Source organism: Paenibacillus daejeonensis DSM 15491 (genome assembly GCF_000378385.1).
Lineage (GTDB): Bacteria > Bacillota > Bacilli > Paenibacillales > Paenibacillaceae > Paenibacillus_D > Paenibacillus_D daejeonensis.
Genome location: NZ_KB899666.1, coordinates 80,396 through 95,967, shown reverse-complemented (window position 1 = coordinate 95,967; position 15,572 = coordinate 80,396). Strand labels below are relative to the sequence as shown.

Sequence of the window (15,572 nt, the reverse complement as noted above, 5' to 3'; positions counted from 1 at the left end):
TCGGCTTATTAATCGACGCTCTCGTGGTGGCCGTTAGATAAGAGGAAGATGGTTGTCCAGCCGGCGACCTTGCTAGGCGTCGCCTACCCTGCGCGTCCTCGCTGCCCTCCCAGCTAACGGCCATATATGCGCTTATTTGCCCTGAAAAGGTAGCTCATCATTTCTAACGGCCATATATGCGCCTATTGTGGCCAAACAGACCACTGGAGCCTCGAAAACCCTCCAATAACTGCGCTGGTGGCCGTTAGAATTCAAAGCGACTCAATTTGGGCGAAATAGCGGCTGTGGTGGCCGTTAGAAAATCTCTAGAAGCGCTCTGGCTGCCGTTAGAGTAGAAGTGATTATTTAAAGGGGCCGTCCACCGTCAGCTTTCACTGACTTTTTGGACAGCCCCCCTTTTTTGTTGGACGACGCTCGCCGTTCCCCTGACAACAAAAGACGGCTGCTTAACAAACAAGCAGCCGTCTTGAGATTTACATTTTAAGGATTCGAGCAATCATAGTTGCAAATTCTGCCCGTGTAATCATGCGGTCTGGACGGTAGGAGCCGTCCTCATAGCCATTGGTAATCTGGTTTGCTGTCAAAGCCTCAATGTATTCCAAGGCCCAGGAAGTACTGCTCACGTCAGAGAACGTGGAGCTGCCGCTGCCACCGCTTAACTGGAAGGCTCTCACGATTAGAGCTGCCATCTCGGCCCGGGTCAGCTGCATGTCTGGCCGGAAAGTTCCATCTGTGTACCCATTCAGAACGCCGGATAGAGCCGCGGCCCCAATGTAATTCGAGGCCCAGTGGGTAGCAGATACATCTGTAAAGGTGCTCGGTGAAGCGCCCAATTCAAGCTGGACAGCCAATACCTTTACCGCTTCTGCACGGCTAATGCCTACATTAGGGCGGAAAGTTCCATCTGGATAGCCGGATAACAATCCTTTTTGAATGAGGAAATCAATATCAGCCTTCGCCCAATGCTGAAGGGTATCCGGGAACGATTCAACTTCCGGCAGAGGCTCCTCCGTACCTTCTTGCTCCTGCTGGGAGCCTTGTTGCTGTTCCTGGTTCTCTTGCTCTTGTTCTTGTTCTTCAGTAACTGGCGGTAGTGTCGGATCAGGATAAACCGGAGGCGTAGAAGGCCCTTGATATCTCAATGCCGGTACATAGGTCGTTACCGTACGAGCATCCGTTTGCTGCTCCAGTGCATAACCCATGGCAAGGACATTAGCGTCATCCCATGCTTTACCTACTAATTGCATGGAGATGGAATACCCATTAGGGCTGGTACCTACCGGCACAACTACGGTCGGAAGGCCCACATTGGAAGTCAGCACGCCGCTAGCCCGGTCCGAGCTGAGTGAAGCGGATGCCGCATCGTTGTTGTACATATCGCTAATGAATCCTGGATAGACAAGGATATCGACATTGGCTGCAGTCATCCAGTCGGCAATAATCTCCTTGTATCTCGTTCTGTAGGCAATATAACCTTCAACTTCGGTGTCGGTCATTCTTGTACGGATGTTCAAGTTGCGTTTGTTGTAGACCAACACATCATCCGAAGCCAGCAAGTGATCACCTGTAGCATAAGGGAAGTTGTTATGCAGCGAGATGTAACGCGCCCAGCCCTCAGCTCCTTGCTTTCCTCCACCCGGATTAGTTCCTAATGTACTAGTGTCGGGCGCTGTCATCTCAACCATCTCAGCCCCGGCGCTCACCAAATCCTGAAAACGATCCATGACAGCCTGGCCCGTTCCGTCATCAGCAAAGGAGGAAACGAAGGCTGCTGGAATGTAGCCGATCCGTTTGCCCTGCAAGGCATTGGCATCCAAGGCTGCTGTCCAGTCTTCCGGTCTTTTGGTATCGGCATCAACAGTCCATATATCTCCCGGGTCTGTACCTGTTGTCGCATTGAGTAGATAAGCAAGATCTGTGACCGTCCGTGCGATCGGTCCGGCATAGTCCTGTCCCCAAGTCAGGGGCATCACGCCGTTCGTACTGGCCATACCGTCAGTACCACGGAACGTCGTCAAGCTTGCGCCGGTAGTCGGTGCATACAAGGAGACGCCTGTTTGCGAGCCCAAGGCCGCCGAAGCAAAGCTTGCCGCTACAGAAGTCCCTGAGCCTCCGCTGGAGCCGAAGGAGGTCTTGGAAGGATACAGCGCATTCCAGGTTTGCATCCAGCCGCTTTCGCTGAAGCTGCCGCTGTTGGCAAATTCTGAGGTGTTCGTTTTACCGATGATCACGGCGCCTGCTTCCCGCAGTTTCTCCACCTGATAAGCATCGGACTGAGGCTGCCAGCCAGCGAGCGCCTTGCTACCGCCGGTTGTTGGCATATCCTTTGTATCAAATATATCTTTGATGGCAATCGGAATACCCAGAAGCTCTCCCGTGCGACCTGTTCTGCGTTCCGCATCGGCCGCTCGCGCTTGCTCTATGGCAGTGGACGAAACATGCAGGAAGGAGTGCAAGCCCAGTTGGCCTTGGTCATAAGCTGCAATGCGATCCAGATAAGCCCGGGTAATGGCTTCGGAAGTCGTGATGCCATTCTCCATGTCGTTCTGAAGCTGCTCGATGGTTTTGTCGAACACATCATAGCTCGATGTAGTGAACAGCGCTGCAGGAGCTGGCGCGTTTGGAATGTCCAGTCGCGTCACACCTGCACAATCTGCGGCGTTGAAGTCCTCTAACGCATCATCCAACGCGTTCAAGTCCCAGTTGCTCACGGTACACACTTCCGCTGGCGTCAGATTGGTAAGATCGGGTGTTTTTGCGATTTCTTCCAGGGATGCTGCGGTGCTTGTCAATCCATCAGGACCGATCTCTCCGGCGTAGACGTATCTGATGAGTGACTGGGTATGGCCTGGTTCAATCGTCAGTTGGTTAATGAAGCCATAAAAGTTGGCGTCATTGCCACTCGTGGGAAGTGGCGTGTCAAACGGACCCTGCTGCTGGTTGCCTGTTCCGGTCATGGCTCCGGCAAAAGGCCCGGGTGTTCCGAGAACGACACCGATCGGACGATCCTGCGTGCGTTGATTGGCAATCAGCACCCATGAATCTTCAGGCGTAATCGTTGTATCCCCGCTTGAGGTATCTCTGACGCTGGATTGATAAGCACCGTTATTATAGCCGAGGGAACCGCCAAATGAGACGTCGACAGTAATAGGCTGAGTGGTAGTGTTGGTAAAGGTATCGAAGAAACGGACATGATTACTTGAGCCGGCAATATAAACATCGCGAGTAATCCAGACGTTGCCGAGGTTAACAGATTTCGTCGTTTCAAATGTATCTGCACCATTATATGTAAGTCCAAAATCTCTCATCATCTGACCATTCATTCGTGGTTCCGGATTAGTAGTAGATACCTGTACGAAGATATTGCCAAAGCCTTGAATGGGGGTATTGGCTGCAGCTCGAATGCTACCGGTGTCCAGATTAGGAGCAAAAGCATCGTGAATTTGCCAAGTCAATCCTTCTTGTGGAGTTACATAAGTTAACGCGCTTGTGGTTGCAGCAGGCAGCAATCCTGAAACGATAAGTGAAAGGGATAGGGCGGCTGAAACAACGGAACTTTTCTTGAAAAATCGCTTAGAGGAAGAGCGACTAAGACTTGAATTCGTCTTCTCTCCTTCGGCGTAGCGTCTGCTACGCCTCTCAATGGTAAACAATATCTCCCAACTCCTTCTATCTTTTATGTTAGGTATACTAACATCGATTTAAAGAGTACGTCAAGCTAGTAAAATAAAATACTAGAATGCTTATTCCCAACGCATGAAAAATGTGTATATAATGGGAACCATACGTTGAGTGACAAGGAGGTAAAATGGACAAATCAAAGCCGATCTTGATCATGCTGGTGATAAATGCATTGGCAGTCGTATATATCGGTTACACGCTTCATAGTGCAGTTCGCAGCAGCAACGCCGAGCGAGAAACGGAATTTCGCATGCTTCAGCAGCAGGTACAGCAGCTGGAGCATGACATCTTGAGCAGCGTCCGCCACGAACTGATGACCAAAGACGATGTGGTGAAGTCATTTGACTATGCGTGGACCGATGTGAATATAGAGCAAAAGCAAGCGAAGATTGAACTGCAGGTTGAACTAACCGAGGTAGCTGCATCGGCTGAAATTGCAGTCACCCTGAACCGAGAAAGTGAAGGTGAGCCACTGCAAGTAGCGCTTGAGCCGCAAGGCGGGATGCGCTACGGTGCCGGGCTTGAGCTGTCTGTGGAGCATAACTATGAGATTAGCGTATGGGAGCGAAGCGAGAGCGGGCAGCGGCTGTTGAACGCCGGGGGGTTCCCGCTGTCATTGCATGATGAACTATATATTCGGCGAGTGAAAAATGTGGGCGGGGCAACTTCAACGGAAGATGAGCGGATGGCGACGGAATTTTTCTTTGAATTAGAAGATCCGGGGATTCCGGGAGCTGGACTAGAGAAAGTGCTGCTGCAAGTTAAAAAAGACGGAGCGGTATACGATGAGATCGATCTGACAGAGCAGGCAGTGCCGCGACCCGCTTTCTACAGAGAGTTAGAGAATCACTATAACATGGCAATTGCTTCAGGGCAGATTGATGAATCCGTGACCCTGGAGCAATTTGCGAGTGACCAAGGGATCCTCTCCGACCCGCAAATGCCGACAGACGAGACTGGAGAATCTTCCTCAACTGTCGAATACGTGATTCCCTACACCATCCACTATGCTACGGATTACCCGGAGCTGGAGCTGGATGGCGAGTCCGTGCAACAGTTGGATTTTGAGTGGCAGCTCCACTTCGAGGACGGATACGTATGGCCCCACGGTTAGACACAGCATTTTTTTGTTGTATAGGAAGCTATGATTTTTGTATGTTGTGGATAAGATGTGTCCATCAACCAGTTGGTCGGCCGCTGTAACGCACCTTTGTTCCTCTATTTGTCTGGCAACCTGCTGGTCGGCTGCTGTAACGCACCAATGTTCCTCTATTTGCTCGGCAACCCGCTGGTCGGCTGCTGTAACGCACCTTTGTTCCTCTATTTGTCTGGCAACCTGCTGGTCGGCTGCTGTAACGCACCAATGTTCCTCTATTTGTCTGGCAACCTGCTGGTCGGCCGCTGTAACGCACCAGAGCGGTCGTCAGAGCAGGGGGATCAGTCTCTTAGAAACATCCGGAGTTCATTTAGGACATGGTGTTGCCGTGAAGGACGGAGCAAAAGAAACCTTTCGAAATATAATGCAATACTCCATGTATGATCATGTTCTTAAGAGCCTGGAGATTGAGAATACTTCGATCTTAAAAAACACTGTGGATCCTACAACTATCAAAGCGGTAGTATACGATTGTAGTGGGTTTGAGTTTGTTTTTAATTGGATTGGTGTAAAGAAATTTGATTTTGCATTCGATGGAAATAAAAAGGTGTATAGCACGGATCGAGACGAGGAATATTTTATAATTGAAGAAGATAAAAATGGACTTGAAGAGTGGGCCTATGATGAAATAACGTCATATAATGATAAGTATTTACAACATGAAATTCTATTGCATTCAGGTGCCAAGATAAAAATTGTCTGCAATAAACTAATCTTGAAACGTAGGCGGTTCAAGAATTTAGTAGGCTAGCTAGTCTGGTGAGGGGCTACTTTTATGAATGTTATTTTATAGTCCTAAAGACTCACTTTCCTGATTCAAAAGGTATATAATAAGTGTATGTAGGCATATGGAAAAATTATCATCATATACACGGGGGTTAGGCGATGACGTCATCTGCTAGACTGTTCGATAAGGAAAATAAGATTATTGAGATTGTGTGGTATCAGAGTGCACAACCACAAGATTTTGATCGGGTTACCGGTGAAATTGAGACGCTAAGCAGGGACTTGGGTGGTGCATTTGATGTCCTTGTTGATATGCGTGAAGTGCAAGCGTTCTCACCAGAGTCGCAAGTCAAATTAGTTGAGCATCAGAAGTCGATCTTAAGCTTCGGCATGCAGCGGGCGGCAGTCGTCGTCACGGGTGCCATCTCCAAACTCCAGTTAAAGCGTTCGGCCCGACAATCCGAGCATACCACAGAAAGTCACTGGAATAACTACGATGATGCTGTTGCATTTCTGAAGGAGTGTACATAGACGAAACATAATATTACTTCCACCAAAAGGATAAGCGGCGCATAGCGTCGCTTTTTTTATTTGGCGGCTGGGTATCGGCTCTTTTGGTCGGCTATGCCAATCGATATTTTACCCGGGTAATATTGACTTTGTTATTTTATCCGGGTAAAATAACGAGGATTTTAAGGGAGGGGTGCTGTATGAAAAATGACGATACCAGCCTTAACTACACGGCATTTTTAGGTGTGGAAATGGTTGCAACAGGTTCGTTACAACACGTAATTTCTAATGCAAAGGCAACACTAGAGGAGAGAGAATGGGTACAACTGCTTATCTTTGACGATGCTACAGGAAAGCAAATCGATGTTGATTTTCGGAATGATGGTGTGTTGGGACAATTGGAGAACACCGACGATTCCCCTCGGCGGGTTGGACGTCCTAAGCTGGGGGTTGTATCCGGTGAGGTTACCTTATTGCCACGTCATTGGGAATGGCTTAAGGGCCAGCCTGGTGGGGCTTCAGTGACTTTGCGTAAGTTGATAGACGAGGCGCGCCGCGTTGGAGGTCAGAATAAGGTGCGAGCGTCACAAGAGGTGATCTATCACTTTATGACAGCCATGGCCGGAAACTTTCCGCAATACGAAGAAGCCCTCCGATTCCTCTATGCTGGCGATTCCGATCGTTTTTACAACAGCATCGCAGAGTGGGCACCAGATATCCGAAACCATATTCGAAAATTAGCCGTTGATGCGTTTACTGGCGAAAGACAGTGATAAAAAACATTAAGGAGCTGCTTATGACTGAATTTAAAACGATTCGTTACATCGAACCCTCACAACGCGCAGGCATGACGTTCATGCAACGTGATATAAAAGGCAATGTCATTATGTTGAACTTATTGCGTTTTCGTGATGTGGCCGACTATACAGCTACTCCCGAACTGAAACCGGAGGAACCCATCAGCGGAGCAGAGGCATTCAACCTCTATATTGAACATACCTTGCCCTATCTTCGTGAGAGCGGAGGAGACATGATGTTTCTTGGCACTGGCGGTGCATTCCTCATCGGGCCCGAGGATGAAAGATGGGACTTTGTCATGTTGATCCGCCAGAGTAATGTGCAGTCGTTCCTTGCTTTTTCAAGTCATCAAGAATATTTGAGCGGTATTGGACACCGAACGGCAGCGATTGAAGATTCACGTTTGCTGCCCATTGAAGAGCTGCCGCTACTGACCAGGTAGGCTGCAAGAACAGTTTCACATCATTTCAAATCCGGCAGCTTGTAACGTCCGGCGGAACGCAAATTCACGTTCACTTCAAGACTCGCGATAGAATCTTCCTTCAGCGCGAAACGCTGGCCGTTGGAGGTAAGTTTGCGCCATGTATCAGGCTGCTTGCGATACAACCTATCGCCGAGTCGCAGGACATCGGCCTGAATAGCAATCCCTTCCCGGTATACCTTAAGGATGCTGTCCTTGACGATGTGGCTTGCAAGCTTTTCTACCTGAGATGTCTCCATGTCATCATCCAGCTCCAGCAAGGTGCCGGTAAGCTTCACTTTGATGCGGAACTTCATGGTATCTGCCTCGATATATGAATGAATGGTAAACTTCGGTTTGTCTAGTTGCACGGACGCATTGGATGGCTGATCCTCCAGCAGCATGGGCGCAGTAACCGTTTGTTTGTTCAACCATTGGTACCCATATAACTGGTCTCGTGAGAGCCAGCCGTTCCACTGTTCTCCCGTCAGAAAGAAGGCGCCGTCAATGAAGAGCATGGGATGGGGCTTGCCGTTCTCATTCCATTGCGTCTTGTTCAGAGCCAGTGTTGGCAAATAGGTAGTCATGCCTGGCTCGCGCGATTCGGACATATAGCGCAATAACGTTTGCGGCGGCAGGACCGACTGCTGAACATAGGTGCTTTCCGGCTCATGCAGAATCGATACGAGCGGTGTTTGTTTGTAGAAGGGAGTTGCCAGGAGCAGCTCTTCCAGGTTCTCTTGCGTCCCAAAATACCAGGCCTGGTTTCTTGTATCCTGGTAACGGGAGATGGTTTCAAACAGCTGCAGATCCCGGTTCTTCAATGCTCGTTCGGTTAGGACGTAAGCGGTGGTATGTCCCCAGGAAACGGTCTGCTGCGATGTTTTGAAGAGGGAGTTGAAGGCTGTATTCAAGGTTTTCCCTGTCCCTTTTCCCACCCAGACGCCAGGCTCCCCACTTTGTTTTACGCCATTCACACTACTGGAAATCGCAGAGAAATCAAGGGCTTGAACATAAGTAATAAATTCACCATCCACATAATCAATCCCGCATGCAGTAATGTAATTGATATATTGGACTTCCTTCACATCCCAGCAGCCTGTCAGGGGAAGGAGAGCCACCAGCAGCAGAGCTGTTTTTGTGAGACGTTTACACCACGAGGTGATTCTCCAGGTACGCCCATTCATTGCTGGTCCTCTCCTTTGTCGGGTTCTTTGGTGTTGAGCGCCGCTGGCCGCCGCCGGTACTCTTTTCTAGGCAGCTTAAAAAGGGCCTTGGGCAGGTCGCGGATATTCAGCGGTGCGATAGGCGATAAGTAAGGCACACCAAATGAATTCATACTGCCCAAGTAAATGAGCAGCAGCAGAAAACACATAAAAAAGCCGAACAAGCCGAGGATGGCCGAGATAAAAAATACCGTAAATCTCAGGGTGGCTAGTACCCCACCCAGTGTCTGGTTGCCAATCGTCGAGGAGGCGACAATCGTGATGGCGGTGACGACGACCATGGTAGGCGAGATGAGGCCTGCGCGGATTGCCGCATCCCCGATGATTAAGCCGCCCACCACGGTTAAGGTCTGGCCTATAGAGGTGGGCAGACGTGCTCCGGCTTCCCGGAAGATTTCCATGAGAATCAGAATGAACAGCATTTCCTGCGCCGCCGAGAAGGGCAGCCCTAACCGGGAATTCGTAATCGTCGCCAGCAAGGGAAAAGGCAGTTGATCCTGATGGAAATTGTTCAGCGAAATGAAGAATCCGGGCAGGAAGATGGAGATAAAGAACCCGATCAGACGCAGAAATCTTGCGAAAGCAACGGATAGAAAAGGAAAGTGTGCGTCCTCCGGACTCTTCAAGAGCAGCGGCAATGTCGCGGGCGCAACTGAAGCTGTAGGATTGCCGTCAAGCAGGAGAACAAACCGGCCGTTGATTAAACATTGCGCAATAAAATCCGGGCGTCCGGAATGGGCGAGCAGAGGAAACAGGGGGACATGCGAATCGTTAAGCACATCCTCCAAATGAGCTAAGGTTAGGATCGAGTCGATGGAAATGTGATTGAGGCGGTTTCGAATGTCGTCAATCATCTCATCTTCCGCTACGTCTTTCAGGTACAGCAGGGCAGTCTTGGTCTGTGAGCGAGTGCCGAGCTCCCAGAGTTCACAGGATAGCGTCGTCGAGCGGATACGTTTGCGAATGAGAGCCAGATTTTGTTCAATATTGTCCGTAAACCCATCCTTGGGGCCGCGAATTGATACTTCCAGATTCGATTCTTCTGGAGGTCTTCCAGGGATGTCTGCGATATCAAAAAAATAGAGCTTGGCATTGGCCTCGAAAAAAAGGACAAGCTTGCCAGAGAATACGAGAGTCCCGATCTCTTGTTCGTTGTATTGATCGGGTCGGAGTGCGACGAGCTCGATGGGCAGCAGCGGGATGGTTTTGTCGATCCCTAGCGGGATATTCTGCAGCGGGGGCAGCACAAACTGCGTGATTTTGGAGCTGTCGATCAGGCCGGAGGAATAAATAAGCCATACCTTGCGGTCGTGCTCTTCCTTACCGATGGGATGCGAGATGCACGTAACGTCTCCGCAATCTGCAAACCATTGTCGGAGGACGGCTTCATCGATAGTATGTACTGCACTGTTCATAGAGGTTCATCCTTTCCATGACGAAAGAGAAGCAGGAACAATCCAAGGAAGCAAGTAAGTGCCAGGGAGATGGTAAGAGATACGGGAAATTGCAATTGTTGAAGAAATAGCTCAATCGATGTTCGTGCAGACCTGACCACAGTGCCAAGAAGTAAGAAGCCGCTAATCAAAAAAGTGGCAATCACCCGGTGCTTTAACTGCTGCAGATTCCAGAGCTCAAGGCTCAGATAAATTGCTAAAGCAATCCGGATATAAGCGCCGCTGAGCCATTGAAAGATACTGAGGAAGTCCACGTGCTCGATAAATCGACCGATCTTCACAAGCCGCCATTGCTCATAGGCAGGATCACGCTGGTACGCAGCTTCAATGGGACCAAACTCCGTGATCGCGCCAATTGTGGGTCCAATGATAAGCCCAATGAGCAAAAAGCCCAAGCAGATGCCAGTAGCGAATCTGTCCCTTTATCCGGTGCCGAATAATGAGAACGACCCATAGCTCCAGTAAGCCACCTGCAACATGGACCATACCATGCCAGATCGGGCTCCACCCGTGTTCCAGAAGGGGAAAGAGATACTTGTACTCTTTATACTTCTGGTTGGTAAACGAGACAAAGTAGCCAAGCAGACTGACGAGGGGCAGCAGCACACCGGAGGTAATGGCAAGGGGACCGATGCCGATTACAGCGACCGTTCCACTGACAATGAGACATAGGGCTGCGACGACAACGATTGGCGTAGCTGGCAGATAGGTTGTGGTTGTCCAGTTCACCGTATCGAATAGCGTAGTCATGCCCATGAATAGGGTCACGAGGGACAAGAAAATCCGTAGGCACCACGAGATCGTCCGGCCAAAGCGATGATCCAGCCAATCCTTGAAGGATAAGGGGGATATTCGCTTGAGAATGTAGTGAAAGAGTGCGAGCCACAGTACGAGAATAGGGAAAAAGAGAATCGGTACGAGCCATGCATCCCGCGATGCAGCCCCGAGCAGCATCGGGATAATCATGACATGATTCATCATGCCCAGGCTGAGAAGAATGATAAAGAAAAGCGATAGAATATGAATGGGGCGGGAGTTGTTCATAGGCACAAACCTCCAGGATAAAAACGGGATGTAATTGGAGTATGTGCAATTAGTGGAATTTTACTCAGCTCCCCTGCTTCAGAACTTGGGTAGGATCATTGAGTAGGTTAGTGTATGATGGTAGATATCATCTAATATTTAGGAGGTTTCATGTCCTGGAGCAAAGTAAAGCAACAACTGGAGGGTTTTCTCAGTCCGGCCTTGCAGGGGAAAGTGGAGTATCGGGCCACCAGCTATCGGTATGTCCCTGATAAAGCCGGTCAGTGTTACCTGACGGTCAACAAAAAAAATGTCCTGCAAATGAATGATCCCACCAATCGCATTCGCTGGTATCAGTCGGAGCAAGAGATCAAGCAGGATGCCTCGATTCAAATTCCAATCAGTAAGGAAGAGCTCGATGCGCTTCGAGAAGAGACGCAGGGGAATGTACCGGAGGAGCGTCTGCAGGTCATTGCAAGAGGTCGAAAAATAGGGGTCTTGGCCAAGGAGCTTATGACCGCCCAGTCTGCTTTGAGTAAATCCAACTTCATGGTCGTCGCTACGAAGTTCTTGGCTACATCAATTGAAGAGAGCCTGGAGAGCGACGATATCCTATTGAATGTGTTAGCTCTGATCGACCGGCGCGTCGGGAAGAAGCGGATCTTGAATATTAGCGAGAAGGTGAAGCTCAAGCATCCGATTGTGCAATATTTTTATGCCATACGGGTGAATACGATTTGAGAATTGTACGCTGAGAAAGGGAGGGCTGGCGATGAATATTGCGTGTTCTACGACAGTCGGGTACAAGCAGGAGTTGGAGTCAGTTCTGCACAGCATTCAGGAAAACGGGTTTTCGACCGTCGATTTGCTGGCTATCCACGGATGGGCACACATCAACCCGGAGGATCTGGCCGATCAAGGGGAAGCGGGATACGACCGTATCACCGATCTGCTCACGCGGTACCAATTGACTCCTATTGCACTGAACATTGGCACACGGACCGATCTTCATGACCGAGCCCCTGAGGCGATCGCGTCCAGAAAACGGGAGATGCAAGCGATGATCCAGCTGATGAACAAGCTTTCTGTATCCATCGCCGTCATTCAACCACGAGCCAGAGACGCGTCCCGTCCGTATGCCGACGTCGTGCGGGACTGCGCGGCCACCTGGAAGGAGATGCAAGCCATTGCCGTCCCTTCCGGAGTGGAGCTGGCTCTTGAGCTACACGTCTTCAGCCCATTTGAGATGCTGGATCAAGCCAGAGCCCTTATCGAGCTGGTGCCGGATCTGAAGGTCGTCTACGACCCCAGTCATCTTGTCATGCAAGGCGTACCGCTTCGGGAGACCGAGTGGCTCATGGACCGGAGCATTTATGTGCATCTGCGCGATGCGGCCTACGGCCATATGCAGACCCGGCTGGGGCAGGGTTCCGTTGATTTTGAATGGATCTTCCACGCCTTGAGGCGTCGCAGCTATTCGGGCCCGGTGTCCATTGAGTACCTGCAGGATGACCAATATGACGCGTTTGAGGATGTTAGACGGTTGAAGACGATGGTGGAGCAGGGGCTTTTTCATACATAGAGGATGAGGACCATTCTTCATGATACTTCGCTTAGAAGAAGGTGGAATTGTGCTTAGTAGAATTTCAGTTGCGATCTTGGCATTGGGCTTATTGGTAATAGTAGGTTTTTCGCTGGGTAGTAGTTCACCTGGCGATACACCTGTGGCAACGAGAAGCCTGGAAGAAGAAATGTATTTTGTCGATTTAATCGTCAGAGGTACAGTGGTAGATCAAGAAGGGCCATTCAACAGAAACGCTGGACTGCCTGAGAAGGTTAATTTTACCTACGATGTGACGCCGTCTATTGTTGCGATAGAGGAAGTCATTTACGGTGAGTTAGATGAAGCCGCCATCACATTTTTGCAACACGGAACTGCGAAGACGAGTCCAGAAACATCATATCTGGAGACCCATGAAGAGGTTGTCCTGCTGTTAAACAAAACGGAAGACAACTATTATTGGTCATATATGTACGAAGACGGCATCTGGAGAGTCCAGAACGGTATCGTTCAATCCAAACCAAACAACCCGAATGGTTTTTTAAACACGGATTCGATCATGTCTACTCTTCAAAACCAGGATGTCGATGTTTTTGTTAAAAACATTCGAAGAGCGGCTGAGAATAGAAAACGTCCAGAGTTTTAATCGTTAGGTAGAATATAGTTTCCAACTGTTTATTGCCTATTTCCAATGCACTACTATTGGTATACTTGCCTTCATCACAATCCTTGCGGGAGGTGTATCATGTGAAAGAATTTTTTAGATATGATACGGATGAGAATAGGCAGTCACTACTAAGGAGAGCAAGGAAAGTCGCTTTAACAGCCATCCAACGGTATGACTTGGCTTGGGAACATATACAGTTCATTCAACTATCGGATACGATTACGTACAAAATTGAAACCAATGTTACAAACCACAATTATCTGCTTCGTATTCATTCCGATCGATTGACCCAAGACGAGATCCGTTCGGAGCTACAATTATTGCAGACATTAAATAAAGGCAATACACTCCTTGTACCCGAAGGTGTAGCAAGCGATGATGGCTCTTATGTATTGGAAGTGGAAACCGAAGCAGGATATCGGTGCCCTTATGTGACGATGATGCGTTGGGTAGAAGGAGAGCCTGCTGGTCGAGAATTTACAGATACCTGTGTCTACAACATGGGTGAACTGATTGGGAGGCTTCACAACGCCACCGGGAGCTTCAAACCGCCTGCTAATTTTGCTCGGCCTAAGTGGGGAGCAGATCAATTTAGGCGTAAATTGACTAGGTTATCTCAGTACTATTCGTGTTTCTTATCTGATGAAGCGTGGATGATGTACCAGGAAGCAGCCGAGAAAGTCTTAACTGAACTCCATGCGATACCTGAAAATGACCAAGTGTATGGACTTATTCATGCAGATTTACACACAGGGAATATGGTTTTTGTTGATGATCAGCCCTTTCTCATTGATTTTGGAAGGTGTGGGTATGGATATTATCTTTACGATATAGCAGGCACCATGCTGGGGCTTTGGCCCAAGCATCGATGGATGTTGATCCAAGGTTACGAACGCATAAGAAAGCTGGAAGCGAATTATGTTCGTCAGCTGGAATGCTTTTTTTGTGATGACCATGATCGAGAACTATTGCCATCATGCCTCTGATCCGAGAGAAACAGTCAGTTTGATTGCTGAGCAAAAATATGCCCTAGCCTACATAAGAGACTTTTTAAAGGGAAGTCCATTTCTATTCGACGTCATTGAACCTGTGAAAATCGATTAACAAATCCTATGTTTTAAAGAAAGAGAGGGAATCGTAATGACCAGGAATCCGTTCATTCTTGCTGCGATGTTAGGTTTCAGGATTCGCTCCATGCAAAGTCTACGTGACAGGCGAAGCGGTTATTTGCATGGGGCCACAAGACTTAACCGCACTATATTCTAACAATAGTAGTCCGTTTGTCATGCGGGCTTTGCCACCTGACCATCTAATTCTAGATTGAAAGGGCGAAGCCAATGAAATATGTATCGGCAAGCGAAATTTTACCTACACATTTACTTATTGAAATTCAAAAATATGTCCAAGGCAAGGTGCTGTATGTCCCTTCTCCAAAAGGGGAGAGGAAAAAATGGGGGCATCTTTCGGGTCAAAGAGCGTATCTGCAAAAGCGAAATGCAGAGATCAAACAATTGTTCCGGAATGGCAAAGGAATTGAGCAGCTTTCGGAGTCGTACTGTCTTTCTGAAGACACTATTAAAAAGATCGTGTATAAAAAAGAACGATAACTGTAGGCTCGGTTGGGATGGTACCCGACACGAGCCTTTTCATTGATTGCATAAACAGTTATAAGCATTGTCTGCCTATGATTTATAGGCGAGACCCTGTACACTTTGGATTAGTTAACAACTGATTAACCAATTTAAGGGGATGGCAAGCCATGAATGTTGAGTTACAGCTGTGTAGCAGTGAGGACAAGTTTATCATCAATAATATCTATCCGCTTTATCTCCATGATCTTTCTGAGATTTGGGAGCGTCAAACGAATCGTTACGGCGTGTTTGAAGACAATGATACTCGGACACTAACCGAGCAAAATCGAATTTTTGATATATGGTGGGAGCACCCTGGCGTACTGTTTCCCTATCTTATTAAAGTTAATGATCTCCCGGCGGGACTGGCCTTCGTCGCAACTTCGCCTTATATTCCATGTCCTCCTACGATTGATTATTATTTGAATGAGTTTTTTTTGCTGCGTTGGTACCGAGGGAAGGGAGTTGGTGAGCAGGTGATGCGCCAACTGTTGGAGAAGATGCCCGGACATTGGGAACTTCAGACCAATCCGACCATTCGAAATGAGCGTGCCCAACGGTTTTGGCGTAAGACGCTTGAGGCCTGTACGAAAGGCAACTACACGGAAGAGATGGGGAATCACCCAAATGAAGGGGAGATGATCACCTTTCGTTTCTCGATATAGCGGCGCCGTGCGCC

General features: G+C 48.7%; 17 protein-coding genes. 12 read left to right on the top strand and 5 right to left on the bottom strand.

Features of this window, described 5'->3' with window-relative positions; translation table 11 throughout:
- Positions 1-473: 473 nt before the first annotated feature.
- On the bottom strand, positions 474-3,455 hold the full coding sequence (locus tag F556_RS0121015; RefSeq protein ID WP_020618971.1) for an amidase family protein: 2,982 nt from the start codon (positions 3,453-3,455) through the stop codon (positions 474-476).
- Positions 3,456-3,808: 353 nt separating this feature from the next.
- Between F556_RS0121015 and F556_RS0121010 the strand changes: the two genes are divergently transcribed.
- The 6 genes from F556_RS0121010 to F556_RS0120990 all read left to right on the top strand — a co-directional run bounded on the left by F556_RS0121010 (position 3,809) and on the right by F556_RS0120990 (position 7,313).
- Entirely contained in the window at positions 3,809-4,795 is a 987-nt protein-coding gene (locus tag F556_RS0121010) for a hypothetical protein (RefSeq protein ID WP_020618970.1), read from the top strand.
- Between the two features lie 57 nt (positions 4,796-4,852).
- Entirely contained in the window at positions 4,853-5,221 is a 369-nt protein-coding gene (locus tag F556_RS37970) for a hypothetical protein (RefSeq protein WP_157272874.1), read from the top strand.
- Positions 5,214-5,588 carry a hypothetical protein gene (locus F556_RS34725; protein WP_169447618.1) on the top strand — a complete coding sequence of 125 codons (375 nt, stop codon included), beginning with the start codon at positions 5,214-5,216 and terminating at the stop codon, positions 5,586-5,588. Before F556_RS37970 ends, F556_RS34725 begins: the two co-directional genes overlap by 8 nt.
- 134 nt (positions 5,589-5,722) lie before the next feature.
- On the top strand, positions 5,723-6,094 hold the full coding sequence (locus F556_RS0121000; RefSeq protein ID WP_020618968.1) for a hypothetical protein: 372 nt from the start codon (positions 5,723-5,725) through the stop codon (positions 6,092-6,094).
- A 179-nt stretch (positions 6,095-6,273) separates the two neighbouring features.
- Positions 6,274-6,846: a DUF2239 family protein gene (locus F556_RS0120995; RefSeq protein WP_020618967.1), complete on the top strand. Its 573-nt coding sequence runs from the start codon at positions 6,274-6,276 to the stop codon at positions 6,844-6,846.
- A gap of 23 nt (positions 6,847-6,869) precedes the next feature.
- On the top strand, positions 6,870-7,313 hold the full coding sequence (locus F556_RS0120990; RefSeq protein WP_020618966.1) for a DUF1330 domain-containing protein: 444 nt from the start codon (positions 6,870-6,872) through the stop codon (positions 7,311-7,313).
- Between the two features lie 20 nt (positions 7,314-7,333).
- Here F556_RS0120990 and F556_RS0120985 read toward each other — a convergent pair whose 3' ends face one another.
- From F556_RS0120985 to F556_RS34715, 4 genes are read right to left on the bottom strand one after another with little or no spacing between them, the layout of a single operon-like run.
- A complete protein-coding gene (locus F556_RS0120985; protein ID WP_020618965.1) occupies positions 7,334-8,518 on the bottom strand; it encodes a Ger(x)C family spore germination protein in 1,185 nt (394 codons plus the stop codon).
- Positions 8,515-9,972 (bottom strand): spore germination protein, encoded by a 1,458-nt coding sequence (locus F556_RS34720; protein ID WP_020618964.1) that lies wholly within the window; start codon positions 9,970-9,972, stop codon positions 8,515-8,517. The genes F556_RS0120985 and F556_RS34720 overlap by 4 nt, the downstream gene beginning before the upstream one ends.
- A complete protein-coding gene (locus F556_RS37250) occupies positions 9,969-10,292 on the bottom strand; it encodes a hypothetical protein (protein WP_020618963.1) in 324 nt (107 codons plus the stop codon). The genes F556_RS34720 and F556_RS37250 overlap by 4 nt, the downstream gene beginning before the upstream one ends.
- 43 nt (positions 10,293-10,335) lie before the next feature.
- Entirely contained in the window at positions 10,336-11,055 is a 720-nt protein-coding gene (locus F556_RS34715; RefSeq protein ID WP_051108761.1) for a GerAB/ArcD/ProY family transporter, read from the bottom strand.
- Positions 11,056-11,205: 150 nt separating this feature from the next.
- On the opposite strand from F556_RS34715, the gene F556_RS0120970 reads away from it, so the two are divergent.
- The 6 genes from F556_RS0120970 (at position 11,206) to F556_RS0120945 (ending at position 15,558) form a co-directional block, all read left to right on the top strand.
- A complete protein-coding gene (locus tag F556_RS0120970) occupies positions 11,206-11,775 on the top strand; it encodes an SF0329 family protein (protein WP_020618962.1) in 570 nt (189 codons plus the stop codon).
- A 31-nt stretch (positions 11,776-11,806) separates the two neighbouring features.
- The gene (locus F556_RS0120965) at positions 11,807-12,616 is read left to right on the top strand and encodes a sugar phosphate isomerase/epimerase family protein (protein ID WP_020618961.1); all 810 of its coding nucleotides are present in this window, start codon (positions 11,807-11,809) and stop codon (positions 12,614-12,616) included.
- A gap of 19 nt (positions 12,617-12,635) precedes the next feature.
- Positions 12,636-13,241: a hypothetical protein gene (locus F556_RS0120960; protein ID WP_020618960.1), complete on the top strand. Its 606-nt coding sequence runs from the start codon at positions 12,636-12,638 to the stop codon at positions 13,239-13,241.
- Between the two features lie 101 nt (positions 13,242-13,342).
- On the top strand, positions 13,343-14,248 hold the full coding sequence (locus F556_RS34710; protein ID WP_020618959.1) for a phosphotransferase enzyme family protein: 906 nt from the start codon (positions 13,343-13,345) through the stop codon (positions 14,246-14,248).
- Between the two features lie 351 nt (positions 14,249-14,599).
- A complete protein-coding gene (locus F556_RS0120950; protein ID WP_020618958.1) occupies positions 14,600-14,869 on the top strand; it encodes a CD3324 family protein in 270 nt (89 codons plus the stop codon).
- A 152-nt stretch (positions 14,870-15,021) separates the two neighbouring features.
- Positions 15,022-15,558, top strand: a complete 537-nt coding sequence (locus F556_RS0120945) for a GNAT family N-acetyltransferase (RefSeq protein ID WP_020618957.1) — start codon at positions 15,022-15,024, stop codon at positions 15,556-15,558.
- The last annotated feature ends 14 nt before the right edge of the window (positions 15,559-15,572 follow it).